We start from the raw sequence: 22,923 nt of genomic DNA, 5'->3' as shown, positions 1-22,923 counted from the left end.
GAAGTGGCGCACCGACCGCTGACGTTCGACCTGGCCGCCGAGATCGCCGAGACGGTCCGGCCGGCACTGTCCGACGCCGCCGCGACCACCTCCCTCGGTGAGGTCACCCAGGACAAGGGCGGTGGGCACACCGCGCACAAGGTCGACGACGTCGCCGAGCAGGTCCTCTTCGACGCGCTGCGCCGGCGAGGCTTCCAGGGCCAGGTCTTCTCGGAGGAGGCCGGCCTGGTGCGGCTGGGCGACGAACCACGGATGGTCGTCTGCGACCCGTACTGCAACACCACCCTGACCTTCCACGGCGTCCGGGAGTCGGCGGTGGCGGTGTACGAGTACACCCTCGACGGAGAGTTTCTCAGCGGCGCGATCGCGGACATCCAGATCCCGCGCGTCGTCTGGGCCGACCCGCACACCGGGGCGCACGTCTCCAGCCTGGGCGGCGACACGCGAGCGGCGGCCTGCTCGGGCGTCCAGCAGGTCGAGGACGCGTTCCTGGTGGTGTCGCTCCTGAAGCGGAACCGCCGCCGGAACCCGCCACTGACGCTGCTCGCCGGCCCGAAGCTGCTCGCCACGGTCGACGGCGCCATCGTCGCCGCCCGGATCGCCGTCGGTGAGGTGGACGGCTTCGTCGACCACGAGTTCGGCCAGCCGTCCTACGAGACGCTGGCGTACGAGTTGGTGGCCCGGGCGGGCGGGACGGTGACCGACCCGGCGGGCGAGCCGATCGACTTCGGCGCGATCGTCCGTGGCCTCGGACGCGGTGAGGTACGGCGGCACAGGATCCTCGCCATCGCCAATCCGCGCCTGCACCAGGACGTGCGGGCGCACCTCGCCGGCTGACGACGTAAACCTGTCGACAGGCGGGCGGGGCGGGACCATGGTGGGTGGATGCGCCAGGAGGAGATCTGGGACGCCGACGCGGCCCGGCGCTACGACACCCCGGGCACCGGGATGTTCGCGCCGGACGTGCTCGGGCCCACCGTCGACCGCCTCGCCGCGCTCGCCGGTGACGGGCGCGCCCTGGAGTTCGCCGTCGGCACCGGCCGGGTGGCCGTACCCCTCGCCGGGCGCGGCGTGCCGGTCAGCGGGATCGAGTTGTCCGTGCCCATGCTGCACCGGCTGCGGACGAAGGTCGACGCGGCCACGGTCCCGGTGGTCGTCGGCGACATGGCGACCGCGACCGTGCCGGGCGAGTTCAGCCTGGTCTACCTGGTCTACAACACCATCGCCAACCTGCTCACCCAGGCCGAGCAGGTGGCCTGCTTCCGCAACGCCGCCCGCCACCTCGGGCCGGGCGGACGGTTCGTGATCGAGCTGTGGGTGCCGGAGCTGCGCAAGCTCCCCCCGGGCCAGCAGGCGACCGTGTGGCACACCGAGGACGGCTACATCGGCCTGGACACCTACGACGTGCTGCGGCAGCGGGTGGTGTCGCACCACTTCCACTTCGGCGCGGGCCGGGAGGCGCAGGTCTTCCGCACCCCGCACCGCTACGTCTGGCCGTCCGAACTGGACCTGATGGGCGAGCTGGCCGGCTTCACCCTGGAGAGCCGGCACGCCGACTGGCGCGGTGCGGAGTTCACCGCCGGATCCCGCTCGCACGTGTCGGTCTACCGGCTGCCGGGCTGACCGACGCTCACCCGATGGCGAAGGTTCTCGTCACCGGCATGTCCGGCGCCGGCAAGTCGACCGCGCTGCGGATCCTGGCCGCCCGGGGCCACCGCACCGTGGACACCGACTCCGACCGCTGGAGCCGGTGGGTGACCCTGGCCGACGGTTCGGCCGACTGGGTCTGGCGCGAGGACGCGATCGCCGACCTGCTCGCCGGGCAGAGCACCGGGCATCTGTTCGTCGCCGGCTGCAAGAGCAACCAGGGCCGGTTCTATCCGAGCTTCGACCACGTGGTGCTGCTCAGCGCACCGGCCGAGGTGCTGCTGACGCGCATCGCCGGCCGCACCGACAACCCGTACGGCAGGCGAGCCGAGGAACGGGCCGAGATCCTGCGCAACCTCGCCGAGGTCGAGCCCCTGCTGCGGGCCACCGCCACCGCCGAGGTCGACGCGTCGGCGCCGGTCGAGACTGTCGTGGGGCACCTGGAACGCCTCGCCGGTGCGTAGGGTCGGACGCATGTTCGAGAGCGCGCTCGTCAATCTCTACACCTCCGACATCGAGGCCGGCATCCGCTTCTACCGCGACCTGCTCGGCTTCGCGGAGACGTTCCGGACGCCCACCGAGGGCGTCCCGGAGCACGTCGAGCTCCGTCTCGGCGGATTCACCCTCGGGCTCGGCACGGTCGAGGCGGCCCGGCGCGCCCACGGCGTCACCGCCGAGCCGGGACGGCCCGTTATGGCGCTGGTCGTGTGGACACACGACGTCGACGAGGCCTTCGCCCGGCTGACCGCCGCCGGTGCGCCTCCGGTCCGGCATCCGCACGACTCGGGCAACGGCAACCGCAACGCGCTGCTCCGCGACCCGGACGGGAACCTCGTGGAGATCGTCTCCAAGGTCGGTTGAGCGACTCGGTCGGCATCGGTGCCGACTGTCAGCGGACGGCTGCCGTTCCCTCGTCGCCGTCGAGTGGTTCACCCAGGGCGACGGCGAGCCGGTTGCGGACCTCGTCGACGGTGAACTCCCACCCGACAAGTCGCGCTCCGGTCCAGTTGATGCCGACGAGGAAGCCGTCGCGAGCCAGTCCCGGCAACTCCTCGCCCCGCCAGTGCTCCAGCGACATCGATTCGGCCCGCAGCCCGTGTCCCCAGGTCTCGGCCGCCCGTTGGGCGCGAGCGAGCGTCGACCAGTACGGAGCGGCCCGCTTGCCGTTGGAGGTCATCGGCGCGGGGCTGCCGGCGTCGTCGCGGACGAACCAGACGACGTGATGATGCGCGACCTCACGAAAGAAGGCTGCCGCCTGGGATCCGCTCTGGCTCATGGCCCGCGACGGTAGCAGGGCGACGGCGCCCATGCCGCCGCGATCGGACAGCCGTACTCCTCTGCCTCGTCCGCGTCGGCAGGCGCGACGTCGATGTCGTCGCCGGCGTGCCGTCGCTCGTCATCGGTGCGCCGACCACTGGTGGCTGCGGCTACACGGAGAGCAGCTTCCAGTGCCCCTCGGAGACCACCTCGACGGTGCCGTCGGCCACCTTGATGGCCGTCTGGTCGTCGATCGCGTACGCCGGACCCGCGATCTCGGCCGCCCATCTCTCGGCGCCGGCCATGGTGTTGTCCGGCTCGAGACCGAGGTGCGGGAAGATCGAGAAGTCGACGAGCCCCAGCGTGCGGTCGTCGGGCGCGGACTGCCACCCGACGAAGTCCGCGCCGATCCGTGGGGTCAGCACCATGCTCCCGGCACTCAACCCCACCCAGACGGTGTCCCGCAGCGACGGCAGGAGATCCGCCAGCCCGGACTGCCGCATCCAGTGGCACAGGTACGTCGCGTCGCCGCCGGCCACCAGCAGGACGTCGGCCTCCCGGACCCACGGGATCCACCGCTGCTCACCGATGCTGGGCAGCGCCGTCAGCTCGAGGACGCCCAGCGACTTCCAGCCCAGGTCACACATGGGTAGCGGCGACTGACCGGCGATGAAGCGCCAGGCCGATGCCGGCCCGCCCATGGGATGGCACGCGGTGGGGATGCAGAGGGCGCTGGAGTCGGCGATCGGCTTGCCCAACAGGTCGACCAGCGCATCGCGGATGCTCGGGTTCTGGACGCCCGCGGAGGTGAGAAGAAGCTTCACGCTTGCCTCCTGTACGTAGCGGTCATGACGGTCCCCCGGAGAGCCGGGAGATCGGGGGCACGGAACTACAGACCGGTTACCAGAACGAAAATCATCGCCGTGGCGACCCTTCAGACAGAGGTCGCTCAACACCGAACAGGACGAAGGTGGCGGGGGCGATCGGGGGCACCGGACGCGTGAGCCCTGCACGGCCGTCAATGAGCGTTGATCGAAGCCGTGATCTGGTGCCCCCGGCAGGATTCGAACCTGCGACACACGGTTTAGGAAACCGATGCTCTATCCCCTGAGCTACGAGGGCGCGAGGGCCCAGTCTAGCTACCTGGGGGTTCACCTGGGGTGGCAGGGAGTGGCCCCCGTTCCCCGGACCAGTGTTCGCCCAGCCCAGGACCACACCCCAGGTCTCCATGCGACTCCGGTTGATCTTGGCGGGCAGGGCGGAGTGGCCGGCACGATGGGGTCGCGTCGGCGGGAAGCCTGCTAGTTCAGGCTGCGGCGCGGACTGCCGGCGTCGGTCGGGCGAGGGCGAACATGGCTTGCCGGTGGCCCCGTGGGGGCACGGTCGTTCACGTCGATGCCGGCCTGGTCATTGGTCGGGGTGAAGCTTCAGCAGCCGGTCGACGAGGGTGGCTGGGTTGGTTGGTGTGGTCCCGAACAGTAGGGCTGTGTACAGCGGTGCCACGACGACGTCGACGATCTGTTGGAGTGTGGGCGGATTCTCGCCACGTGCGCGGGCCCGATCGAGTAGTGCCTGCATCTCGTCGTAGCGTCGGGTGAGGGCGGGTGGTAGTTGCGCCTGGGTGCCGAGACGGACGGCGACCAGTGTGCGCAGCAGGAGCTTTCCGTCGGGGCCGGAGAGGTCTTCGGCGACGTGGTGGGCGTAGTCCTCCAGGTCGGCGTGGAGGTTGCCGGTGTCGCGTACGGGCGAGCGGACGGTAAGGCGTTCGGCGACCGCGTCGAGCAGCAGGCCGTCGAGGGAGCCCCAGCGCCGGTAGAGGGTACCCAGGTGCACTCCCGACCGCTCCGCCACCTGGGCCAGGGTCAGTTGGGCCAGCGGTTGTTCGGTGGTCAGGTCGTCGACTGCGCGTAGGACGTCGGCGCGGACTCGCGCGGTGCGTCCACCGGGGCGGGACTGGCGTTGGTCACTCACGGGGCAATCTTAACGCGGAGAGCTTTGCGTTTAGCGCCGCATGGGCTACCGTTGACGCGAAGATGTTCGCGTTAAGTGGCCGGCCCGCCAACCCGAGCCCCTTCAACACCCATCGCACGCACCAAGAAAGGACAAATGCCGTGAACATTCGCGAAACCGCCCAGCAAGCCTTCAAGAACCACCTGGAGTACCTGTCGTCCGGGCGGATCGAGGAGTGGGTGGATCTGTTCACCGAGGACGGAGTCCTGGAGTTCCCGTACGGCCCGGCCGACTTCCCGAAGAAGGTCGAAGGCAAGCAGGCCCTCTTCGACTACATGCGGAACTTCCCCGAGCACTTCAAGGTGGAGTTCATCGACCTGCGCTTCCACGAGACCGTCGACCCCACCCTGGTCATCGCAGAGTTCAAGTCCGTGGGCCAGGCGTTGAGCACCGGCAAGCCGTACAACCAGACCTACATCTCCGTCGTGGAGACGGTGGACGGAAGGATCAGCCGCTACGTCGACTTCTGGAACCCGCTGGTCGCGGCCGAGGCGCTCGACGCGACGGGCGACACCAGCCTGTACGCGGCCTTCGACGCCAACTAGGCCAGTGGTGATGGGGCGCCTCGAGTGGAGGCGCCCCATCACCACAACCTCGCCAGACTGCTGTCCGGGCCGGGTCGGCCTGGCAACCAGCCTCGTTCATCAGCTGCGACCATCGTCGACGCGAATCCCTGGCTCTGGGCATGGTCGACGACGGGCACCACTGGCCGCCTTCATCCCCCGCCACCACGAAGAGGAGTTATGACATGCATCCAGAGGATCTCATTGACCAGTTCGCCATCCAGCGGGTGATCACCGAGTACGCCTGGTTCGTGGACCGCCGAGACTGGGACGCTCTGGTGGCGACGTTCGCCGATACCGTGGTCGTCGACTACACCGCGATGAGCGGCGGCGACGCAGAGACTCTCTCCGGCGCCGAGCAGGTAGATCGGTGGCGACGGGAGCTTGGCGTCTTGGATGGCACACAGCACGTGGTCACCGGGGTGATCGCCGACGTGACGGGCGATACCGCAACCGCAACCGCGAACGTGCTGGCTTGGCTACGACGCGACAACGTGCCGGGCGGACGGCTGTGGCACAACGGCGGCACGTACGAGTTCGAGCTGCGCCGCGCAGGCGAGCGATGGCGAATCAGCCGACTGGTAGCCCGACCCATCTGGATCGAGGGAAACATCGGTGTCTTCGCGCACTGACGCGTCTTCGCCGCTCCCAGACCAGCCGCCCTGCTCGATCCTGACGACTTCGCCCAGTACGGCGTCACCGATCGAGCGCTGGACGATCTCCTTAGCCGATTCGCCGAATGGCGTCGTGAATTGCTCGACGAGGAGGAGACCGCTCGACCTGACGGCTCCGCCAGCTGATCTTCGGCAAGCGATCACGGCACGGCCGCAGAGCGACAGGCACGCAAGGGCGGAAAACAAAACCGCCGGTCATCGGCCTGCGCACACCGGCGGAGCGTCGGGTTAGGAAACCGACGACCGATCTCGGGACGTCACCTTCGGGCGGCGGGACGTCGACCCTCGACATCCCACCGCCTCGTCAACCCGCTTGCCGTCACCGCTGGGCGGTGGGCCGTACCACGATCTCGTTGACGTCGATCTGGTCCGGCTGGGTGACCGCGTACGCGATGGCGTCCGCGATCGCTGCGGGATCCAGCGCCATGGCGTCGCGGCTGGCCAGCAGCGTGGCGCGGGCGTCGGGGTCGGCGACCGCGTTGACGAAGTCGGTGTGCACGAAGCCCGGGGAGACGACGGTGACGCGGATCGTGTCCCCGACCTCCTGCCGCAGCCCTTCGCAGACCGTACGCACGGCCGTCTTCGTCGCGGCGTACACGGCCTGCCCGGGCACGGTGCGGTACGCGGCGGTGGACGCCACCGTCACCAGGTGTCCGAACCCCTGGCGGCGGAAGACCGGCAGCGCGGCGGCGATGCCGTGCAGGACACCGCGCAGGTTGACGTCGATCATGTCGTCCCACTCGTCGACGCGCAGGTCGTCCAGCGGGGAGATCGGGCCGATGCCGGCGTTGTTGACCAGAACGTCCAGCTGGCCGAATTCGGTGACCGCCGTGTCCACCAGGCGGATGAGGTCGTCGCGCCGCCGTACGTCGGTCGCCAGTGCCACGGCGCGGCCGCCGCGTTCACGGATCTCGCCGGCGAGCCGCTCGACGCGGTCGCTCCGCCGGGCGCCGAGGACGACCGTCGCCCCGCGGGCGGCCAGGGCCAGCGCGGCGGCCCGGCCGATTCCGCTGCTGGCGCCGGTGATGGCGATGACCTTGTGCCGGGCACCGGTCCTGTCTGTGCCTGTCATGGCGTTGTTCTCCTCGGGTTGCTGTACCGGGCCGCACGGAGGACGTCGCGTCTTCTCTCACGGCGGCTCGGATCGGGTGCACTTCCGCAGCCCCATCACTCCTGGGGCGACGGCCTGTGGCTAGGATGGAAACCGAAGCGGACAGGTGTCCGCATGGCCTCTCACGTTAGCGGACACATGTCCACTTCGCCAGCGAACAGGAGTGACATGGATCGCGGCACCGACGACCAGTCGAAGACCGGCGCGCAGCGGGGACCGAGACGGCGGACCGATGCCGAGCGCAACCGGACCCGAATCCTCGACACCGCGCGCACCGCCCTGGAGCAGGACCCCGACGCCTCGATGCAGTCGATAGCCAAGCTCGCCGGCATCGGTCAGGGCACCCTGTACCGCAACTTTCCCCACCGCGAGGCGCTCGTCCTGGCAGTACACCGTCGCGACGTCCAGGGCCTCATCGACGCCGCACCCCGGCTGGCCGCCCGACACCCTCCGCTCGCGGCGCTACGGCGATGGCTGGACGAACTGGGCAGCTACGGCAGGATCAAGCACGGCCTGGCCGGCGCCCTGAACAGCTCCACCCGAGAACAGCTCGCCACCGAGGGGTACGACCCGGTCGTCGACGCCATGGGCACGTTGCTGCACGCCTGTCAGCAGGCCGGCGAGGTCCGCGAAGACGTGACCGCCGACGACCTCCTGCTGCTGGTCGGCTTCCTCTGGCGCATCAGCCCGGACGAGAACTTCGAGACCCGCAGCAGCCACCTGCTCGACCTCGTCATGGACGCCTTGCGACGACCCGCCACGTAGCGTGCGTCTCGCGCCGCGGTCCGGTCACCTGTTCCCACGGACCGTAGTGGTGGGCAGGAGTCCGCCAGGCGTCCGGCCCGAGCGGGGCGACCCTCACGGGGACGGCGCGTCGGCCGGATCGACGCGCCGGTTGTCGAGCAGCCCATGCCCGCCTTCGGCCTCCCAGACGGCCGCATCGTCACCGGACCGGCGACGCTTCGCGGGCCGGGCGGCGACGAGCAGGCCGTCCGCGGCCTGGGCACCGCCCGGGCGGGCAGCCTGGGGCACGGCCGCCGGGACCACGGCGCGCGTGGTTCCCGGTGCGGTCACGGACAGGTCTACCCGCAGATCACGCGGACCCGTGGCGATCACCAGCTCAGCGCTGAGGGTCGCGAACCAACCCACTCGCACCACGGCACCGTCGACGCCGATCCGGGTCGGGTGGCTGTCCCAGGCCGCCGGCTGGAGCATGATCCGCTCGACCTGGCCGTACCGCCGGGCGGTCAGCGCCTTGACCAGGCTGGACAGTTCGACGACCGGATCGCGTGAGGTCGGCCACCAGTCTCCGTCGACAGTCGTCCGGCGGGCCGGCGCGTCGGCCAGCCGCAGGCGTGCCGTCGGGGGCTCACCGGTACAGATCCACGTCATCCGCTCCTCGGCGGAGCGGAGCATCAGTGCCGTCCTTCCGGTGTGCCCGCGCCCGGTTCGGTGCTCCCGAGGCGGTGGGAGCGGCGCGGTCGGACGATCCTTCGTACAGCTGCGTACGTGGTCACCAGCAGCACACCGAACACCACGGCGAGCAGCAGCGCGACTCCCATCGGCAGGCGACCCTGCGCACCGAAGAAGTGCACCTCCGCGCGCTGCCCGTTCATGAGGATGAAGATCAGAAGCAGGAGCAGCAGCACGGCGTACCCCGCAACCGCCGCCAGCGGACGTCCGGTGCGGCCACCCGGTTCCGGGCGGGCCCGGCCGTCGACGTCGGGGCCGGACTGCGCATCGACGGTACGGGCGGAAGAAGTTGACCTGGCCATCGGGACCTCATTTCGACGGTGGTGCGCGACGTACGCGAACCGGGGTCGCCGGGGTCCAGGGCAACACCCCCACCCTACGCTCGATGAGGCGCCTCGACCAGGCCGCCGGCATGAGGTGACGTCGTCACCGGTTCCGGCTCGAGCTTCTCGGAGCCGTCGACGATCGCCCGTGCCAGATCGGACAGCCGCCGGTTACGACGACGGGCCCCGTTGCGGAGCAGCGTGAAGGCCTCATCGACGTCCGTCTGGTGGCGTTCGGCGAGGACACCCTTGGCCTGCTCGATCAGAACCCGGCTGTGGAGTGCGGCCTGGAGTTGCTCGGTGAGGGTGTCGCCGTGGCGGATGGCGCGTTGCTGGAGCAGCCCGATGGTGGCCACGTCCGCCAGTGCCTGCCCGATCCGAGCCTTGCCTTCGTCGAGCGCGCCCGGGCGGACGTCGAAGAGATTGAGCGCACCGATGACCGTGGAACGCAGGCGCATGGGCAGGGCGTGCACGGCGACGAGACCGGCTTCGGCGGCGGCTGCCGTGAAGCGCGGCCATCGGTGGGCGGCGGTCCGCAGATCGACGACCGACACGGGTCGGCCGGTGCGGAAGCAGTCCACGCACGGGCCCTCGTCGGTCTGCAGCTGAAGCAGCTCCAGGAGGCGGGTGCGCTCGGAGGACGCCGCCATCACCTGAAGGTTGTCCCGCTGGTCGGTCACCAGCAGCCCGGCCGTCGAAACTCCCAGCAGCTGAACGCATCGTTCGGCGAGCACGTGCAGAAACTCGATCACGTCGAAGTCGTCGACGAGAGTGTCCGCCATCTCCACGAACACGTCGGACAACCGGATCTCGGCCACATCGCCCACCCTTGGATCCTTCGGTCCCGCACGGCCGGTACGCGGGCGTCAGCTCACCGTACGCCTGGTCGGGTGGAAGCTGTACTCGCACGGCCCGGGACAGCTCTTCGTCGCGGCGCTCGCCGGGACGTCACGAACCCTGGCCTGCCGTGTCGGGGGGATGTAGCGAGCTGGCCTGGACCGCCGACGGCGCTCAGGCCGCCCGACGCCCTCGCTCCCGGCGCTCGGGCAGCCAGAACAACGTCGGGTACAGCGTCCAGAGGTGCCAGAAGGGGATCTTGGTGGTCGCGGCGGCGCCGATGTGGAACCCGGCGGCGGCCAGCGCCACCAGGCGACGGTCCGGCTTGCCGACCAGCAGCAGCGGCAGGAACAGCACCTCCAGTGCCACCGTCGCGATGCTGATGTACCGGAACAGCTCCTTGCGTTCGTACAACCGGTGTCCCAGCCCGGTGCCGGTCAGCGCCGTCGCCGCGCGCAGCGTGCGACCCGTACTCAGCCAGGACACACCGCCGTACTTCAGCTTGGACACCGCCGACTGGAAGTAGAGCATGCCGACGTAGAGCTGCATGAACGCGATGGCCAACGACTGCAGCCGGGGGTCGGAGGGCCGGCCCGCGCGTCGGCCGAGGGCAAGGTCGCTCGACGTGTCCAGCGCGCCCAGGACCGCGAGGAACACGTTGAGGTGGGAGTTGTAGCTCCACAGCTTGGGGTGCAACGTCGTCACGTGCTGGCTGAGCCGGGCGAACTGGGCGGCAGCGGTCAAGCCGGCGGCCCGGCGGCCGGTCGCGCCCCAGGCCGCCAGGGAGGCGACCGTGGTCGCCCGGAGCGTCTCGTACTCCTTCGCGGTCAGCATCCGCCGCTGCTCGTCACCGGCCAGCGCGGCGACCGTGTCGCGATGCTCCTCGAAGAAGTCGCCGGGCGGGAGCTTCGCCACGGTCAGGCTGATCACCGCCACCAGGTTCATCCGGATCGCGGCCGCCTGCCGCCGCGGATCCGGCTGGTGGAAGAGGAACTGGTCAAGCCTGCGGAACATCTGGCCTCCGGTATGAGAACAGCAGTTCGGGCTGGTGCAACGGCCGGTCCGTACGCGGGTCGTAGTCGTCCAGGTCGAGGGTCACGGCATACAGGTCGAGGCCGTGGAACCCCGCCGGGCCGAGCGGCCGATGGCTGGCGTGGACCTCGTCGAACGCCGGCCACGGGCGGGTGTTGAGCCGGCGGAGGACCCGTTCGGCGAACCGGCGCTTGATCTCCTCGTCCCCGTTGACCAGGAACACCTCGGCCATGATCGACACGACCCGGAAGAACTCCAGCGGAAGGAGGCCGTACACGGGCAGCAGCTCCTGCGATCCCGCCGGGTCGTGCAGCGTCACCCGCGGCTGCGGGAACCGGCTGGGCAGGGTCCGGTTGAACATGTTGTAGGAGCACAACGGCCAGCGGTTCCGGTCCTTCCAGGTGTGCCAGAGCTGGGCGCCCAGGTAACCGGCGCCCGCGGTGACGAGAAGCGCCTCACTCAGGGAGCGCCAACCGCGACGACCCGGTGCGGAGCCGCTCACATCGCGTCCAGAACGGCCCGCCGGCGGGCCTCCGTCTCGAAGACGCGGAGCAGGACGACGGCGATCAGGGTGTACGCCACCGCGATGCCGACCTCGATCAGCAGGTCGGGACCGGCCGCGCCGAAGCCGTCGCCGTCGGTGATGTGCCGGGCTGCGGCGACCGAGTGGGTCAACGGCAGCACCGAACCGATCCCCCGCAGCAGGGCGGGCAGCTCGCCGGACGGGACGATGACACCGGTGAGCAGCAGCATGAGCGCCGAGGTGATGTTGGTGACCAGCCAGATGTCGCGCAGCCGCAGCCCGACCGACCCCAGGGTCAGGCCGAACGCGGTGCACGCGATCGCCCCCACCAGCGTGGTCAGGACGAGCGCCGGCAGCCGGTCGACGGGCGTGCGCCAGCCCAGCAGCAGAGCCGCCGCGCCCAGCATCGTCACGGAGACCAGGGCGCCGTTCAGCACGTACGGCAGTCCCCGGCCGAGGAAGATCGCGGCGCGGCTGCGCGGGCTCAGCAGCACCGTGCCCAGCGTGCCGTAACGGCGTTCGTTCGCGATCGCCATCGTGCCGCCGAAGATGCCCGCGACGCTGCACGACAGCACCGCGTTGCCGACGATGAGGAACTCGTCACCGGCCACACCCAGGCCGCGCCCCACGTAGACGAAGAAGAGCAGTTGGAACAGCGGGCTCGCGAAGAGGGTGCCGATGTACATCGACGGGGTCGTCCAGTTGAACAGCGCCCGGTACGAGGTCATGCCGCCGACGACCACCAGCCGGGCGGTGCTTGCGAAACCGTTCATGTCGACTCCTCCCCCGCTCAGGCCAGCGCCAGGGTCGCGGTGTCCCGCGCCCGGCGTTCCACCCAGGTCATCATCAGCGCACCCAGGACCAGGTAACAGAGCCCGACGGCGAGGCAGATCAGGATCGGTGGCCACGCGTCGCCGCCGGTGACCGCGGCCCGCAGCGCGTCCGCTCCCCACTTCGACGGCAGCGCCGCCGAGAGGGGCGCCGACCAGGCGGGCAGCACGTCGACCGGGACGAGCATGCCGGACATCATCCACACCGGGTAGCTCAGCGAGTTGGCCAGGGCGTTCGCGTTGGGCAGCAGGACGAACGACGCCGCCAGCAGCAGGCCGACCATCCCGAGCGACAGGACCGTCGCCGGGACCGCGGCCACGAAGGCCAGCGGGTCGGCGAAGTCCAGCGGCACGCCGAACAGCAGCACCCCCCAGATCAGGGTGGCCAGCAGCGCGTACGCGCCGACCGCGGCCGACGCGAGGGTGATCGGCAGGAAGACCAGCACGAGGGGGACGGGGGCGGCGGCCAGCGGCTCCAGCACCCCCATCCAGCGCTGGTTCTGGATCGCGGCCCCCGAGCCGAAGAGCACGGAGGCCCAGATACCCATCAGCCCGGCGCCGACCGCCGCCGACAGCAGTTCACCGGGGCGGTCGCCGGCGCGGAACAGGTAGACCGCGATGGTCGCGAAGATCAGCGGCTCGATCAGTGCGACAAGGATCTCCAGCGGAGAACGCGACAGGTAGACGATGTGCGTACGCAGGCCGACCGCGAGCAGCCGGGGCAGACGACGTGGCAACGAGCGCCGAGCGTTCACGACAGGACCGCCGTCGTCTCGGGGGCGGCGGCCTCCTGGCCGGTCACGATGCCCACGTAGGCGTCCTCCAGGGTCGGCTCGCGCACCTCCACCCGTCCCAGCTTCAGGTGCGCGAGGGACTGTCGCACGAACGAACGGAAACGCTCGGGCTCGGCGTCACCGTCGATGTCGCACTGGACGACGATCACCTGCAGCATGCCGCGCTGGTCCACGGTGACCCCACGGACACCTCGCTCGGCGCGCAGGGCGTCCAACTGTTCCTCGTCGACGCCGTAGACCTCGGCCTCCACCACCACCCGGTCCTGGGCGTGGCGTTTGAGCTCCCCCGGGGTGCCGAGGGCCCGCATCCGGCCCGACGTGATCACGCCGATCCGGTCGCACAACTCCTCGGCCTCGAACATGTAGTGGGTGGTCAGCAACACCGTCCGGCCGCTGCGGACCAACTCTGCGATCATCGCGCGCAGGTCGCGGGCGGCGACCGGGTCGACACCGAGGGTCGGCTCGTCGAGGAAGATCACGTCAGGATCGTGCAGCAGGCCGCGCGCGATGTGCAGGCGCTGCTTCATGCCACGCGAGTAGCCCTCGACCCGCTCCTTCTGGCGTCCGGTCAGGCCGACCAGTTCCAGCAGCTCCTCGATGCGACGGCGTTGGACGCGCGGGTCGACCTCGTAGAGTTCGGCGAAGTAGCGCAGGTTGTCCAGCGCCGACAGGCGGTCGTAGAGTCCGCGGTCGCCGCCGAACACGTAACCGATGCGGCGACGCACCTCCGCGGTGTGCCGGGTGACGTCCAGGCCGTGGATGCGGGCCGTGCCGCCGGTCGGCAGCAGCAAGGTGTTCAGGATCTTGATGGTCGTGGTCTTGCCGGCGCCGTTGGGCCCGAGCAGGCCGAACAGCTCCCCGGGGGGCACCTGGAAGCTGACGCCGTCGACGGCGGTGATGGTCCTGCGGGTTCGGCGGATCCAACCGGAGCTGGTCCGGTACGTGCGGTGCAGGTTGTCTGCCTCAATCGCGTACATGACTGTCCTGACTGTTTTCCGTGGCCTGGCTGATGGGGGTGCCACTCGGCTCGACGGCGACCGTGACCCAGGTCGGCAGCACCGTCACGAGCCCGTCGACGCAGGTGACGAAGACCCCCTCGAACATGTCGTACGCGCGGGGGGTGCCCATCCGGCCGTCCGCCGTCACCACCCGCGTCTCGCCCGGTCCGAGCCGCACCGTCCAGGACTGCGGGGCCGGCAGCCGGTGGTACGAGCCGTTCGCGAAGGCGAAACCCACAGCCACCGAGACCGGCTGGGGGCGGTCGTTGCGCAGCGTCAGCGGCAGAGCCATGGCCCTGCCGTCGTGGGCGAGAAGGTCGGCGCGGGTCGCCTGGTGGAGCCCCGGCACCTCACCGGTGCGCCACCGGGTCGGCCCGCACCGCAGGCAGAAGTGCACCCCCAGGGTCGCCGAAGCCCGCAGCCCGTGCCGGAACTGGAGTTCCTCGGCGGACCGACGTCCGCAGTGTGGGCAGGGCGCGGGAAGCGCGGCGGTCTGCCGCAGGCCGGCGACCGCCGATTCGCCGAACTGCCACCAGGTGGTGTGCACGGTGTCCAGGAAGTCGTCGACGATCCGGGCCTGCAGGCTCGCCAGCTCCTCGTGACACGCGGCGACCGCGGTGGCCAGGGAGGTGGAGGGCACTCCGCCCTGCAGCCCGGCCCACAGGTGACGTACCCGGTGGGCGAGCGCGGCCAGCGCCGGCTCCGGAATCGGCACGTCGAACCAGGGCAGCGACTCGATCGCCGGAATCACGTGCTCGCCCAGGGTCAGGAGGTCCGCCGCGGCCGCCGACCCGTCGGGTTGGCCCCCGCCCCCGCCGCTGGTGGCGGGGGCGGTGGCGGTGAGGTCCTGGGCGGCGGCCGCGACCAGGGTCGCGGGCAGCGCGAGCGACGGGTCGCCGAGCAGCCCGAAGCGGGTCAGCTCTCCGGTGCCGCCGGCGGCCATCGCGTTCAGCTCGCGCAGCACGTCACCGGGGCGCAGACCACGGGCGATCCCCGACAGCATCCGCTCCGACGTACCCGGGTCGGGCTCGTGGCGACCGACCGCGCCGAGCACCGCGACCGCGTTCCCCTCCAGCAGCCCCAGCGTCACGCTGACCCGGTGCGGCAGCGCGTTGACCCCGAAGGCGATCGCGTCGCAGGCGTGCGCGAGGACGACGGTGCCCCGCAGGGAGCTGGCCGGCACCCGCTGCGAAGGGCTCAACTCGGGCCGGAAACACCCGCCCCCGCGGAGGCAGGACGGCGTACGTACCCCGGGCGGCGCGGCACCGTCGGGCGGCGCGGCGTCCGACGGCGCGTCCGAGCGGCCGCACACCACACCGTCGGGCAGGTGTACGCAGCACTCCCGGCCGTGACTGTTGAGCACCAGCAACCCGTGGCCGCGGGTGGTCAGGGCGTCGATCTCGTCGATGCTCGTCACGTCCGCGCGGCTCGCCCCCGGCATGACCGGATGGACGAGCCTGCCGACGCCGGGCCCCGCCGCGGCCGCCACGGTCAGGGTGCGATAGACGAGCGCCACCAGGGCGGGGAGGTCGCGGGCGGTGACCACCCCGACGCGGGCGTGCCACGAGGCGGGCCAGTCGCCGATCGCGTCGAGGTCGGTGAGCAGACCGACGAGCGCGACGTACGAGTCACCCAGCCGCGCGAGCGCCGCCGGCATCTCCTCCGGGGCCACGTGCAGTCGATCCCGGCCGGTGGCCTCGGCCAACAGCCCGCCGACGACCTCCGACCGCCGCGAGCCGCACGACACCACGACACCGGGCCAGGCCAGCCTCTGCACCGGCGGCAGCGGCGCGGGAGCCAGCAGTTCCTCGTACCGTCGTAGGGCCGGCCCCTCGACCAGCGGGAACGGGTCGGAGGGCTGCCACCCTTCGGCGGCCGTGAACCATTCCTGCTCGGTGACGAACCGGACGCCCTGCGCCTGCGCGGTCCGCATCAAGCTCCGTCCGCTGGGCTGATGGGCGTCGCCGTGACCGTCGGCGCGCCGGTCATCGACAGGCCGTTCATCTCCTCGGGGTCGGCCACCAGGTCGAACACCTCGACGTCCGAGCCACCCTGCGCCCAGATGATCTTCTGCCGCTGCCGGCCGGGCTCGTCCAGGCGGACCGAGCCGAGGGGCTGCAGGTGGGAGTACCCGCTGGCCGCCCGCTTCTCCTCCGGGAAGAAGGTCTCCGAGTAGGCCGGGCGGGACACTCCGGTGTCGCCCTTGAAGAACTCCACGAGCGAGCTGCCGTCGGAGGGCGGTGCGGACAGGCCCAGCATCTCCAGGACGGTCGGCATGATGTCGACGAGCCGGACCTGGCTGTGCACCTCGCCGCCACCGGTCACGCCCGGCGCGGCAATGATCAGCGGGACGTGCTGGGTGGCGTCGAAGAGCAGACAGCCATGGCCCTCCTCCTCGGGGTGGCCACGGTCGCCCGCGTGGTCGTTGGGGTACCAGCCGCCGAGATCCTCGCCGTGGTCGGAGAAGCAGACCACGATGGTGGAGGACAGGTCGTGGCCCATCTGCTCGATCCGGGACAGCAGGAGCTGAAGGTAGTGGTCGGAGTAGGCGACCTCGCCCTCGTACGGGTTGGCGACGTCCGGGTTCACGTCCTCCGGCGGCTCGTACGGCCAGTGCGCGTCGAAGAAGTGCGCGAAGAGGAAGAACGGGGACTCCTGGCGGGACAACCACTCGGTCGCCCGGTCGACCACCAGCGGGGCCCGCTTGAGGGCCAGACCGCGCAGCTTGACGTCGCCGACCGACAGCGGGTCGCGCCCGTCCGGCAGCTTGGGGATCTCGTCGTCGTAGAAGTCGAAGCCGCGGTTGATGCCGTACCACGTGTTCAGACCGGGGCACGACACGACGGCGCCGGTGGCGTAGCCGGCGGACTTCAGCAGTGCCGCCAGGGTCGGCACGTCGGCCCGCAACTGCTCCCGGAACAGGTGTCGGATGCCGTGGTTGGGCGGCTGGAGTCCGGTGAAGACGGTGGCGTGGCTGACCGGCGTCAACGGACACGACGAGACCGCCTGCAGGAACGTCGTGCCCTGTCGACGCAGCCGCTCGATTCCCGGCATCTTGCCGGAGTAGGCGACGTCGGCCCGGACCGTGTCGAGGGAGATGAAAATGATGTTGGGCTGCTGCATCAGGCGCTCCTTGGCTCGTCGAGGGGGCGTCAAACCGTGTAGCCGAGGGCCCGCAGCTGCTGCCGAACCGTGTCGTCGGCGGAGACCGGAACCGGTGGCTGCAACGCCGCCCGGTAGTCCTCCAGCAGCTGGCGCAGGTCGGTCGGGTCGGCTGCCGGGTCCTCGTGCGGCACCCGCCGGTCGTCGAACCGTTCCACCCGACTGATGTCCACCTCGTCGATCCCGGCGAAGCCCGGCTGGTAGCGGCGCGTGACCCGGGTCAGCTTCCGCTGGTCCAGATAGGCGGCCTGACCGACCAGGACGTGCTTGAGCGGGCCGGGGGGCTCGCCGCGCAGCTGCCGCTGCTGGTAGGCGACGAACTCGCGGGTGTCCGACGTGTACGCCTCGGCCAGGGCCGGCCGGTCCTCGGGCGCCGGCTCCTTGCCCCGGACGGTCGCGGCCAGGGACGCTCCGTCGAAGACGCCGGTGCTCGGGACCGGGATCCCGGCCAGCTCCATCACCGTGGGCGCGATGTCCACGGTGCGGATCCGGTTGACGAAGGTGCCGGGGGCGACGTCCGGACCCACGACCATCAGGGGGACCCGCAGGACCCCCTCGTTCATGGAGTTGAAGTGGCCGTACGAGTGGGCGTCGAACTCGTGCCCATGGTCGGCGAAGAGCACCAGCAGCATGCGCTTGCCGGTACGCGCCACCCGCTCGGTCAGCTTCTCCAGGAACGGCTCGAACCGGCTGGCCAGGAAGTGCTCCACCCCGTCCAGGTAGAGCTGGAACAGCAGATCGTAGGAGCCCTCGGCGTAGAAGTGGTTGACCGCCCGCTTGTAGCGCAGCAGCAGGTCGGTGTCCTCCGCGTCCCGGAAGCTCTCCACCAGCTGATCCGTGAGCGGCGGCACGTCCGCCGGCAGCATCTCCTCCAGCTCGGCCACCTTGCGCCGGTAGGCGTCACCGCCGAACCGCAGGTTGTGGAAGCCGTACGGCAGGTGCACCCCGCCGAAGTGGGCCAGCGCCACCGTGGACTCGGCGGAGACCACCGCGTCCACGAAGTCGTCGTCGCGCTCGGTCAGGTAGGTGTCGATGTCCTGGGTGTAGCCGAGCTGCGGGCCGAGGATGATGGGGAAGTCCACGTTCATCACCGTGCGGCGCCCGACCCGGCGACCGTAGGTGAACACCGTGGGGCTGCGCAGGCGGCCGTTGTAGAACTCGTGCAGCCCGTGCCGGATCGGGAACTGCCCGGTGAGGATCGACCCGTGCGCGGCGGCCGTGTAGGGCGCCGCCGTGATCATGTTCGGGAAGTAGGCGCCCTGTCCGGCCAGGTCGTCGAGGACCGGGGTACGCGGGGCGCGCAGGCCGGGATACCGCAGCGGCCACAGCGGCATCGGGTTGGCGCCCATCACGTCGCTGCGCATGGTGTCGATGGATACGAAGACGACGTGGTCGTACTCGCCCGCGTGTGCCATGGTGCCCCCTGGTTCGCCTAGCATCGACGTCGCACGATCCCGGTCAGGCAACCCAGCCCGCCGTCCGCGTTCAGATATTCGCCCACATCGACCTCGTCGACCCGCACGCCGGCCGCGACCAGTCGGGCCCGGATCCCCGGGGCGCCGCTCGGCATCAACACGTGGCCGGGCGCCAGCGTCACGAGGTTCATGCCGCGGGCGTCGAGCATGTCGGCGTCGTCGGTCAGCTCGATCAGCCGGTAGCCGTACCGGTCGAGCAGGGCCCGCAGTTCCGGGCCGGCTGCGGCGGACCGCACCGCCGCCAGCCGGTCGTCGAGCGGCACGACCACCCCGAGCAGGTGCTGCGCGCCCCGTCCGAGCGGGGCCGACACCGTTCGAACGCCCTGCTCGCCCAGCACCCGGCCGACCACCCGGGCGCCGCCGTCGTCGGTCCGGAAACCCAGGCCGAGCAGGACGGTGTCGTCGGCTATCCAGAGCGCGTCGGCGCCCTCGAAATGGGCCTGTCCGGTGACCGTGGCCAGGATCGGCACGCCGGCGGCGGAGAGCGCCTCCGCGGCGTACCGCTCCTCTCCGGCCCGTTGCCGCGCGGCCGTCCGGCCGACCACCGCCCCGGCCGGCGTCATGAAGAAGAGGTCACGCATGAAGATCACGTTGGGCGGCGCCGTCGGAGGCGGCTCCGCCACCAGCACGTCGACGCCGTGCCGGTCGAAGGCCGCGGCTATCCCGTCCGCCTGCCTACGGATGGCGTCCAGGTCGACCGGAGCGCGCATCAGCTGCGTGGCCGCGTCGGCCACGGCGCCGAGGCTGTCGGGAGGGCGCGCGACGAGCACGGCCTCCAGCGGGGCGACCTCGGACCGGAGGCCGCACCGGGCCCAGACCAGGCCGCCGGACACCTCGTCGGCGTGCTCGGCCAGCCGTGGCTCCCAGCCCGCACCGCCGAGCGAACTCCGCTCAGATCCAGTCGGCTTCAGATCCATAGCCCAGTTCCTCGGCCGTCGCCAGCACCCGCTGGTCGAGTGACGAATGAATCAGCCGGGCGCGTCGCCGCCACCGGTGCGGCGACGGCGGTGCGGTCGCCACGACCGGTCCGATCCCGTCGTGCACGGTGCGGGAGAACCCACCGTCGAACGGCACACCGAGCCAGTCGGCGATCCGCCGGACCGTCTGGACCCGGCTGTCGGCTCCCCGGATCACGTCCTCGAACCGCACCCGCAGGTAGTCCGCGGAACCGTTCGCGACGTCGGAGAGGATCGCCTCGTGGCAGGAGCGCCACTGGAAGGCACAGACGTCGGTCAGCGGACGGTCCGCCAGCGCCTCCCAGCCCGGCGGGAGGTCGAACTTCCACCAGTGGCGTTCCTCTTCGCTGTGCGACGCGTAGTCCTTGATCCGCAGCGGGTCGGCGAGTCGGTGCGCATGGAAGCCGGGGTGCTGCCAACCGTCGTAGAGGCCGTTCACCGAGGCGGCCGGGTTGCGGGTCAGGTGGAGCACCCGGAGCCGGGCGTTGGGGAACAGGGCGCGCAGGAAGTTCATCCGGTACGCGTTGCTGGGCGCCTTGATGACCAGAGGATTCGCGGCCAGGTCGGCGGCGGTGGCCCGGCGCCACGGCCGGGGCAGCACGAACGGCGGTTCCTCGATGACGAACGGCCCGGGCGGGCCGTCGGGGCAGGTGGCGTGCGAGAACAGCCGTTCCGGCAGATCGTAGAAGCGCGGGTTGACCGGAAACGACCGGGCCCGCAGCTCGTCGATCAGCTCGGCCTGGAAGCCGTCCACGTCCGGCAACTCGTCCGGGGCCCACCCGTGGCGTTCCCGCAGCCGGCCGAGCACCGCCCGGGCGACAGTGGTCCACTCGGCCAGCCCCAGGTCGAGGTGGGGCCACTGGATGAAGAACCGCCACGCCGCGTCCAGCTCGAACTCGGTGGTGTCGGCGATCCTCGTCGCCGGCATGCCCGCGTCCAGCGCGAGCTCCCGGTCCAACACCTGGCGCACCGCCGGGTCCAGCCACTGGACGTGCTCGGGCCCGAGGGCGTCCGAGCCGGTGCCGCTCGCCGGGAAGTCCAGCCCGGCGATCCGCAGGAAGGGATTGAACTCGGCCCGCAGGTGCACCAGCCCGTCGGAGCTGCGCAGCATCTCGGTGAGCATGCTCGAGCCGCCACGCGAGCTGGAGACGATCACGATCAGGCAGCGCACCCGCGAGGTGAAGTCCGAGACGGCGGGCCCCCGCAGTTCACGGAGCTCGGCCAACCGCCCGTGCCCGGGCGCGGTGAGCGGCAACGCCGTCGCGCCGGCCACTACTGCGCCGGCTTTCGCAGGGAGTACACGCACCAGCGCCACCGGTCCCGCACCGACCCGTCGGCCGCCACCTCGAACGGGTGCACGGCACGCACCTCGGGCGGGGCGTCGTAGAACAGTCGGTAGATCTGCTGGCGATGCTCGGGAGTGGTCTCGTGGGTGTCGATCCATTTGTCGATCGATTCCCAGAGGAAATATTCCTCCATCTTGTCGAGCGTGAATCCCGCACCGAGCAGAAGGCGCCGGAAGTCCTCCTCGCGGAACATCTGAAAGAGCAGTGGCTGCTTCTTCTTGAAAATGCGGAACATCCAGAAGGCGTCTTCGTCGGCGTACGGGACGATCTGACCGACGATGAACTGCCCGCCCGGCCGCAGCACCCGGAAGATCTCCGCCACCGGCACTTCCGGCCTGGGCAGCAGGTGCAGCACCTCCCGGTTGACCACGAGGTCGAAACTGGCGTCCTCGAATGGCAGGTCGTAGACCGTGCCCTGAAAGACCTTGTCGAGCCGGGTGGAGGCCAGGCTCACCATCTCGGGCGTGATGTCCAGGCCGATCATCTCGCCGACCTTGCCGCGGAAGGCGCCGCCCACCACACCGCTGCCGCAGCAGACGTCCAGCATGCGGGCGTTCTCCGGCACGTCGCAGAGCGCCGCGTGCTGTGCCAGCAGGCCGTCGTCGGCCAACCAGGAACAGGAGTCGTGCCAGTTCTTCGAGCGGATGCCGAACTGCTTCTGGTAGACCGAGTAGTCGATCTCGATCTTGCGCTGGCGCACCCGAGCCGTCCGGGTCGCCAGGCGGGCGGCGAGCCGGGCGCGGGAGGCGTCCAGCACGCGTTGGACGATCCGTTGCGCCAGTTCCGGATCGGCGTCGAACTGACCCTGCAGCCCGTCCTGCACGGCCTCCTGCACGAAGGAGCCGACCTCGGGGCTCTGCAGGCGTCGCTTGGTCTGGCCGTCGAACTTCGGGTGCGCCATCCGGATCGCGACGACCGCGGTGAGCCCTTCCAGGACGTCGGTCGTGGTGATCTTCTCGCGGTTCAGCCCTTCCAACAGGCCGTTGGTGGTGGCATGTCGGTTGATCACGGTGGCCAGGGCCGCCCGGAGACCGTCGATGTGGGCGCCTCCCTGCTCGGTACGCACCGTGTTGACGAAGCTCCAGACGTCCTCGGTGTAGCCGTCGGTCCACCGGACGGCCGCCTCCAGGACCAGCGAGCCGGACTGCCCGCTGATCACGATCGGCTGCTCGTGCACGGGCGTGGCGGCACCGCCCCGATGCGCCAGGAACGCCGCGACGCCTCCGCTGTGGTTGAGCGTCACGTGCCGGCCGGTGCGCTCGTCGCGCATCTCGACCGTGAGGGCCGGGTGCAGGAAGGCGACCTCTTCCAGACGGTTCACCAGCACGTCGGCGGAGAATTCGACGGCGTCCAGCACCGTCGGGTCGGGCTTGAAGGCGATCGACGTGCCGCGCCTGTCGCTCGGCCCCAGATCCGTCAACTCGCTGGCCTGGCGCCCACGGGCGAAACTCTGCCTCAGGTGCCGACCGTCGCGCCAGACGTCGAGTTCGAGCCACTCGGCAAGCGCGTTCACGCAGGACAGGCCCACGCCGTGCAGGCCGGCGGAGTTGGCGTACGAGCCGCCGGCGAACTTGCCCCCCGAGTGCAGCGTGGTGAGCAGGACCTCGCAGGCCGGCCGCCCGGTCGCCGGATGGATGTCGACCGGGATGCCGCGCCCGTCGTCGGTGACGACGCAGGATCCGTCCCCACGCAGCACCACCGAGAGAGTGCGGCAGTAGCCGGCCTCGGACTCGTCGACCGCGTTGTCGATCAGCTCGGACACCAGGTGGTGCAGGCCCTCGGGCCCGGTCGATCCGACGTACATGGACGGGGTGCGGCGCACCGCGTCCAGGCCCGAGAGGATCGTGATGGACGACGCGTCGTAGCGGGCGACCGGCGCCGGCCGGTCGATTTCCGTGGCACCCATTCGCTC

25 protein-coding genes and 1 tRNA gene are annotated in these 22,923 nt (G+C 70.7%); 7 read left to right on the top strand and 19 right to left on the bottom strand.

From position 1 onward, the window contains the following. Window positions 1-3: 3 nt before the first annotated feature. Genes HUW36_RS00705 through HUW36_RS00690 form a run of 4 tightly spaced genes read left to right on the top strand, consistent with a single transcriptional unit; the run spans window position 4 to window position 2,508 of the window. Window positions 4-837, top strand: coding sequence for an inositol monophosphatase family protein (locus HUW36_RS00705; RefSeq protein ID WP_174526264.1), 834 nt, complete (start codon window positions 4-6; stop codon window positions 835-837). 48 nt (window positions 838-885) lie between these two features. Next, on the top strand, window positions 886-1,623 hold the full coding sequence (locus HUW36_RS00700) for a class I SAM-dependent methyltransferase (RefSeq protein WP_174526263.1): 738 nt from the start codon (window positions 886-888) through the stop codon (window positions 1,621-1,623). Between the two features lie 14 nt (window positions 1,624-1,637). Next, a complete protein-coding gene (locus tag HUW36_RS00695; protein WP_174526262.1) occupies window positions 1,638-2,111 on the top strand; it encodes an AAA family ATPase in 474 nt (157 codons plus the stop codon). 10 nt (window positions 2,112-2,121) lie between these two features. Beyond that, on the top strand, window positions 2,122-2,508 hold the full coding sequence (locus HUW36_RS00690; RefSeq protein WP_174526261.1) for a VOC family protein: 387 nt from the start codon (window positions 2,122-2,124) through the stop codon (window positions 2,506-2,508). 28 nt (window positions 2,509-2,536) lie between these two features. Here HUW36_RS00690 and HUW36_RS00685 read toward each other — a convergent pair whose 3' ends face one another. The 4 genes from HUW36_RS00685 to HUW36_RS00670 form a co-directional block, all read right to left on the bottom strand. Continuing rightward, entirely contained in the window at window positions 2,537-2,923 is a 387-nt protein-coding gene (locus HUW36_RS00685) for a DUF2750 domain-containing protein (RefSeq protein ID WP_174526260.1), read from the bottom strand. Between the two features lie 151 nt (window positions 2,924-3,074). Further along, entirely contained in the window at window positions 3,075-3,728 is a 654-nt protein-coding gene (locus tag HUW36_RS00680) for a Type 1 glutamine amidotransferase-like domain-containing protein (protein WP_174526259.1), read from the bottom strand. 222 nt (window positions 3,729-3,950) lie between these two features. Then, window positions 3,951-4,026: transfer RNA gene (locus HUW36_RS00675), tRNA-Arg, on the bottom strand. Between the two features lie 285 nt (window positions 4,027-4,311). Continuing rightward, on the bottom strand, window positions 4,312-4,875 hold the full coding sequence (locus HUW36_RS00670; RefSeq protein WP_174526258.1) for a TetR/AcrR family transcriptional regulator: 564 nt from the start codon (window positions 4,873-4,875) through the stop codon (window positions 4,312-4,314). A gap of 62 nt (window positions 4,876-4,937) precedes the next feature. Between HUW36_RS00670 and HUW36_RS00665 the strand changes: the two genes are divergently transcribed. Then, window positions 4,938-5,459, top strand: a complete 522-nt coding sequence (locus HUW36_RS00665; RefSeq protein ID WP_174526257.1) for a nuclear transport factor 2 family protein — start codon at window positions 4,938-4,940, stop codon at window positions 5,457-5,459. Window positions 5,460-5,662: 203 nt separating this feature from the next. Then, window positions 5,663-6,109 (top strand): nuclear transport factor 2 family protein, encoded by a 447-nt coding sequence (locus tag HUW36_RS00660; protein WP_246247754.1) that lies wholly within the window; start codon window positions 5,663-5,665, stop codon window positions 6,107-6,109. A 361-nt stretch (window positions 6,110-6,470) separates the two neighbouring features. Here the strand turns inward: HUW36_RS00660 and HUW36_RS00655 are convergent, their stop codons facing one another. After that, window positions 6,471-7,223 carry an SDR family oxidoreductase gene (locus tag HUW36_RS00655; RefSeq protein ID WP_174526256.1) on the bottom strand — a complete coding sequence of 251 codons (753 nt, stop codon included), beginning with the start codon at window positions 7,221-7,223 and terminating at the stop codon, window positions 6,471-6,473. Between the two features lie 207 nt (window positions 7,224-7,430). On the opposite strand from HUW36_RS00655, the gene HUW36_RS00650 reads away from it, so the two are divergent. Continuing rightward, the gene (locus tag HUW36_RS00650; protein WP_174526255.1) at window positions 7,431-8,027 is read left to right on the top strand and encodes a TetR/AcrR family transcriptional regulator; all 597 of its coding nucleotides are present in this window, start codon (window positions 7,431-7,433) and stop codon (window positions 8,025-8,027) included. A gap of 93 nt (window positions 8,028-8,120) precedes the next feature. Here the strand turns inward: HUW36_RS00650 and HUW36_RS00645 are convergent, their stop codons facing one another. From HUW36_RS00645 to HUW36_RS00580, 14 genes are all read right to left on the bottom strand, one after another. Beyond that, on the bottom strand, window positions 8,121-8,678 hold the full coding sequence (locus HUW36_RS00645; RefSeq protein WP_174526254.1) for a DUF5994 family protein: 558 nt from the start codon (window positions 8,676-8,678) through the stop codon (window positions 8,121-8,123). Further along, complete coding sequence (locus HUW36_RS00640; RefSeq protein WP_174526253.1) at window positions 8,678-9,037, bottom strand: LapA family protein; 360 nt, start codon at window positions 9,035-9,037, stop codon at window positions 8,678-8,680. The genes HUW36_RS00645 and HUW36_RS00640 overlap by 1 nt, the downstream gene beginning before the upstream one ends. Window positions 9,038-9,111: 74 nt before the next feature. Beyond that, the gene (locus HUW36_RS00635) at window positions 9,112-9,885 is read right to left on the bottom strand and encodes a GAF and ANTAR domain-containing protein (RefSeq protein ID WP_217428740.1); all 774 of its coding nucleotides are present in this window, start codon (window positions 9,883-9,885) and stop codon (window positions 9,112-9,114) included. A gap of 184 nt (window positions 9,886-10,069) precedes the next feature. After that, on the bottom strand, window positions 10,070-10,909 hold the full coding sequence (locus HUW36_RS00630; protein ID WP_174526252.1) for a hypothetical protein: 840 nt from the start codon (window positions 10,907-10,909) through the stop codon (window positions 10,070-10,072). After that, on the bottom strand, window positions 10,893-11,429 hold the full coding sequence (locus HUW36_RS00625; RefSeq protein ID WP_174526251.1) for a hypothetical protein: 537 nt from the start codon (window positions 11,427-11,429) through the stop codon (window positions 10,893-10,895). Before HUW36_RS00625 ends, HUW36_RS00630 begins: the two co-directional genes overlap by 17 nt. After that, window positions 11,426-12,223, bottom strand: coding sequence for an ABC transporter permease (locus HUW36_RS00620; RefSeq protein WP_174526250.1), 798 nt, complete (start codon window positions 12,221-12,223; stop codon window positions 11,426-11,428). The genes HUW36_RS00625 and HUW36_RS00620 overlap by 4 nt, the downstream gene beginning before the upstream one ends. A gap of 17 nt (window positions 12,224-12,240) precedes the next feature. Beyond that, window positions 12,241-13,035 carry an ABC transporter permease gene (locus tag HUW36_RS00615; RefSeq protein WP_246247753.1) on the bottom strand — a complete coding sequence of 265 codons (795 nt, stop codon included), beginning with the start codon at window positions 13,033-13,035 and terminating at the stop codon, window positions 12,241-12,243. Next, entirely contained in the window at window positions 13,032-14,051 is a 1,020-nt protein-coding gene (locus HUW36_RS00610; RefSeq protein WP_174526249.1) for an ABC transporter ATP-binding protein, read from the bottom strand. Before HUW36_RS00610 ends, HUW36_RS00615 begins: the two co-directional genes overlap by 4 nt. After that, window positions 14,038-16,005: a hypothetical protein gene (locus HUW36_RS00605; protein ID WP_174526248.1), complete on the bottom strand. Its 1,968-nt coding sequence runs from the start codon at window positions 16,003-16,005 to the stop codon at window positions 14,038-14,040. The genes HUW36_RS00610 and HUW36_RS00605 overlap by 14 nt, the downstream gene beginning before the upstream one ends. Further along, a complete protein-coding gene (locus HUW36_RS00600; RefSeq protein WP_217428739.1) occupies window positions 16,005-17,195 on the bottom strand; it encodes a sulfatase in 1,191 nt (396 codons plus the stop codon). Before HUW36_RS00600 ends, HUW36_RS00605 begins: the two co-directional genes overlap by 1 nt. Window positions 17,196-17,224: 29 nt before the next feature. Then, complete coding sequence (locus tag HUW36_RS00595) at window positions 17,225-18,649, bottom strand: sulfatase-like hydrolase/transferase (protein ID WP_174526247.1); 1,425 nt, start codon at window positions 18,647-18,649, stop codon at window positions 17,225-17,227. A 17-nt stretch (window positions 18,650-18,666) separates the two neighbouring features. Next, the gene (locus HUW36_RS00590; RefSeq protein ID WP_217428738.1) at window positions 18,667-19,626 is read right to left on the bottom strand and encodes a dimethylarginine dimethylaminohydrolase family protein; all 960 of its coding nucleotides are present in this window, start codon (window positions 19,624-19,626) and stop codon (window positions 18,667-18,669) included. Continuing rightward, window positions 19,601-20,890 carry a sulfotransferase gene (locus tag HUW36_RS00585; protein ID WP_217428737.1) on the bottom strand — a complete coding sequence of 430 codons (1,290 nt, stop codon included), beginning with the start codon at window positions 20,888-20,890 and terminating at the stop codon, window positions 19,601-19,603. The genes HUW36_RS00590 and HUW36_RS00585 overlap by 26 nt, the downstream gene beginning before the upstream one ends. 47 nt (window positions 20,891-20,937) lie before the next feature. Further along, on the bottom strand, window positions 20,938-22,917 hold the full coding sequence (locus tag HUW36_RS00580; RefSeq protein WP_174526245.1) for a methyltransferase domain-containing protein: 1,980 nt from the start codon (window positions 22,915-22,917) through the stop codon (window positions 20,938-20,940). Between the last annotated feature and the right edge of the window lie 6 nt (window positions 22,918-22,923).

This window comes from Micromonospora maritima (assembly GCF_902825405.1).
Classification (GTDB): Bacteria; Actinomycetota; Actinomycetes; order Mycobacteriales; family Micromonosporaceae; genus Micromonospora; species Micromonospora maritima.
This window is presented reverse-complemented; position numbering and strand designations above follow the sequence as displayed.

Coding starts and splice junctions, on each gene's coding strand:
- HUW36_RS00685 (WP_174526260.1), bottom strand. CDS start 2,923: ATGAGCCAGAGCGGATCCCAGGCGGCAGCCTTCTTTCGTGAGGTCGCG.
- HUW36_RS00645 (WP_174526254.1), bottom strand. CDS start 8,678: ATGCTCCGCTCCGCCGAGGAGCGGATGACGTGGATCTGTACCGGTGAG.
- HUW36_RS00700 (WP_174526263.1), top strand. CDS start 886: ATGCGCCAGGAGGAGATCTGGGACGCCGACGCGGCCCGGCGCTACGAC.
- HUW36_RS00580 (WP_174526245.1), bottom strand. CDS start 22,917: ATGGGTGCCACGGAAATCGACCGGCCGGCGCCGGTCGCCCGCTACGAC.
- HUW36_RS00665 (WP_174526257.1), top strand. CDS start 4,938: ATGTTCGCGTTAAGTGGCCGGCCCGCCAACCCGAGCCCCTTCAACACC.
- HUW36_RS00600 (WP_217428739.1), bottom strand. CDS start 17,195: ATGCAGCAGCCCAACATCATTTTCATCTCCCTCGACACGGTCCGGGCC.
- HUW36_RS00640 (WP_174526253.1), bottom strand. CDS start 9,037: ATGGCCAGGTCAACTTCTTCCGCCCGTACCGTCGATGCGCAGTCCGGC.
- HUW36_RS00620 (WP_174526250.1), bottom strand. CDS start 12,223: ATGAACGGTTTCGCAAGCACCGCCCGGCTGGTGGTCGTCGGCGGCATG.
- HUW36_RS00610 (WP_174526249.1), bottom strand. CDS start 14,051: ATGTACGCGATTGAGGCAGACAACCTGCACCGCACGTACCGGACCAGC.
- HUW36_RS00655 (WP_174526256.1), bottom strand. CDS start 7,223: ATGACAGGCACAGACAGGACCGGTGCCCGGCACAAGGTCATCGCCATC.
- HUW36_RS00605 (WP_174526248.1), bottom strand. CDS start 16,005: ATGCGGACCGCGCAGGCGCAGGGCGTCCGGTTCGTCACCGAGCAGGAA.
- HUW36_RS00690 (WP_174526261.1), top strand. CDS start 2,122: ATGTTCGAGAGCGCGCTCGTCAATCTCTACACCTCCGACATCGAGGCC.
- HUW36_RS00695 (WP_174526262.1), top strand. CDS start 1,638: ATGGCGAAGGTTCTCGTCACCGGCATGTCCGGCGCCGGCAAGTCGACC.
- HUW36_RS00650 (WP_174526255.1), top strand. CDS start 7,431: ATGGATCGCGGCACCGACGACCAGTCGAAGACCGGCGCGCAGCGGGGA.
- HUW36_RS00595 (WP_174526247.1), bottom strand. CDS start 18,649: ATGGCACACGCGGGCGAGTACGACCACGTCGTCTTCGTATCCATCGAC.
- HUW36_RS00630 (WP_174526252.1), bottom strand. CDS start 10,909: ATGTTCCGCAGGCTTGACCAGTTCCTCTTCCACCAGCCGGATCCGCGG.
- HUW36_RS00590 (WP_217428738.1), bottom strand. CDS start 19,626: ATGGATCTGAAGCCGACTGGATCTGAGCGGAGTTCGCTCGGCGGTGCG.
- HUW36_RS00660 (WP_246247754.1), top strand. CDS start 5,663: ATGCATCCAGAGGATCTCATTGACCAGTTCGCCATCCAGCGGGTGATC.